The 1,397-nt window shown below is 64.1% G+C and carries 1 protein-coding gene; it reads left to right on the forward strand.

Annotated elements, in window-relative coordinates; translation table 11 throughout:
• Nucleotides 1-319 precede the first annotated feature (319 nt).
• Complete coding sequence (locus AC3WLP_RS27820; protein WP_088513249.1) at nucleotides 320-1,234, forward strand: histone deacetylase family protein; 915 nt, start codon at nucleotides 320-322, stop codon at nucleotides 1,232-1,234.
• The last annotated feature ends 163 nt before the right edge of the window (nucleotides 1,235-1,397 follow it).

The raw sequence follows: 1,397 nt of genomic DNA on the forward strand, positions 1-1,397 counted from the left end.
GCAAACCCGCCCATCAACCCTGGGTAATGGAGCTGGGTGCAGCGCTGGGCATCAAGGTCGAGCCGGCGCTGGAAGCCTGAAAGTCGCCGTACACATCTAAAGCCTGGCGCAGTCCTTGTGTGGCCTTGTGTCGCGATTGGGCTGCGCAGCAGCCCCAAAATTTCAGCGCAGATGCACACATTGCTGGGGCTGCTGCGCAGCCCAATCGCGACACAAGGCCGCTCCCACAAAGGGCCGGTACCGGCGCAAGAAACAGGTACTCCCATTGCAGTCACCCGTCATGGCAAGATCAGCACTGGCCCTGATTGCGACCCCATCCATGCCGTTGCCGTTGATCTACCACGAAGATTACAGCCCGGAGTTCCCCGCTGAACACCGCTTCCCGATGGACAAGTTCCGCCTGCTGCACGACCACCTGGTTGGCAGCGGGCTGACCACCGACCAGGCCCTGCTGCGCCCGGACATCTGCCCCAACGACATCCTCGCCCTGGCCCACGACCGCAGCTACATTGAGCGCTACATGAACGGCGAGCTGTCGCGCGAGGACCAGCGCCGCCTCGGCCTGCCCTGGAGCGAGGCCCTGGCCCGGCGTACCGTACGCGCCGTCGGCGGCTCACTGCTGACTGCCGAGATGGCACTTCAGCACGGCATCGCCTGCCACCTCGCCGGTGGCACCCACCACGCCCATTACGACCACCCCGCCGGCTTCTGCATTTTCAACGACCTGGCGGTCATCAGCCGCTACCTGCTGGAAGCAGGCCGGGTACACCGGGTGCTGATCTTCGACTGCGACGTGCACCAGGGTGACGGCACCGCGCGCATCCTGCACGACACGCCCGAGGCCATCACCGTGTCGCTGCACTGCGAGCAGAACTTCCCCGCCCGCAAGGCACAAAGCGACTGGGACATCCCCCTGCCCCGAGGCATGGGCGACGCGGCCTACCTGAAGGTGGTGGACGACGCCCTCAACTACCTGCTGCCGCTTTATCAACCCGACCTGGTGCTGTATGACGCCGGTGTCGATGTGCACAAGGACGACGCCCTGGGCTACCTGCAGCTGACCGACGCAGGCGTTGCCGCCCGTGACGAAGCTGTGCTGCGCCACTGCCTGGGCCGCGACATCCCGGTGATGGGCGTGATCGGCGGAGGCTACAGCAAGGACCGCACAGCCTTGGCCAGACGCCACGGCATCCTTCACCACAGCGCGGCACGTGTCATAGGTTGTTCACAATGACTGTGGAACCGCTTGTGGATAACCTGCGCGAAAGGCGCTGTAGCCCTTTACTGGCAAGGCCTGCATAACACTGGCTATTTTTTGATCAGTGCTTCCATGGGCAGCGCTGCGGTAGAATGCGCCTCTTTTCCACAGCCTGCTGCCCACCATGCCCGATCTGAAC

This window comes from Pseudomonas sp. FW305-E2, from assembly GCF_058782925.1.

Coding starts and splice junctions, on each gene's coding strand:
- AC3WLP_RS27820 (WP_088513249.1), top strand. CDS start 320: ATGCCGTTGCCGTTGATCTACCACGAAGATTACAGCCCGGAGTTCCCC.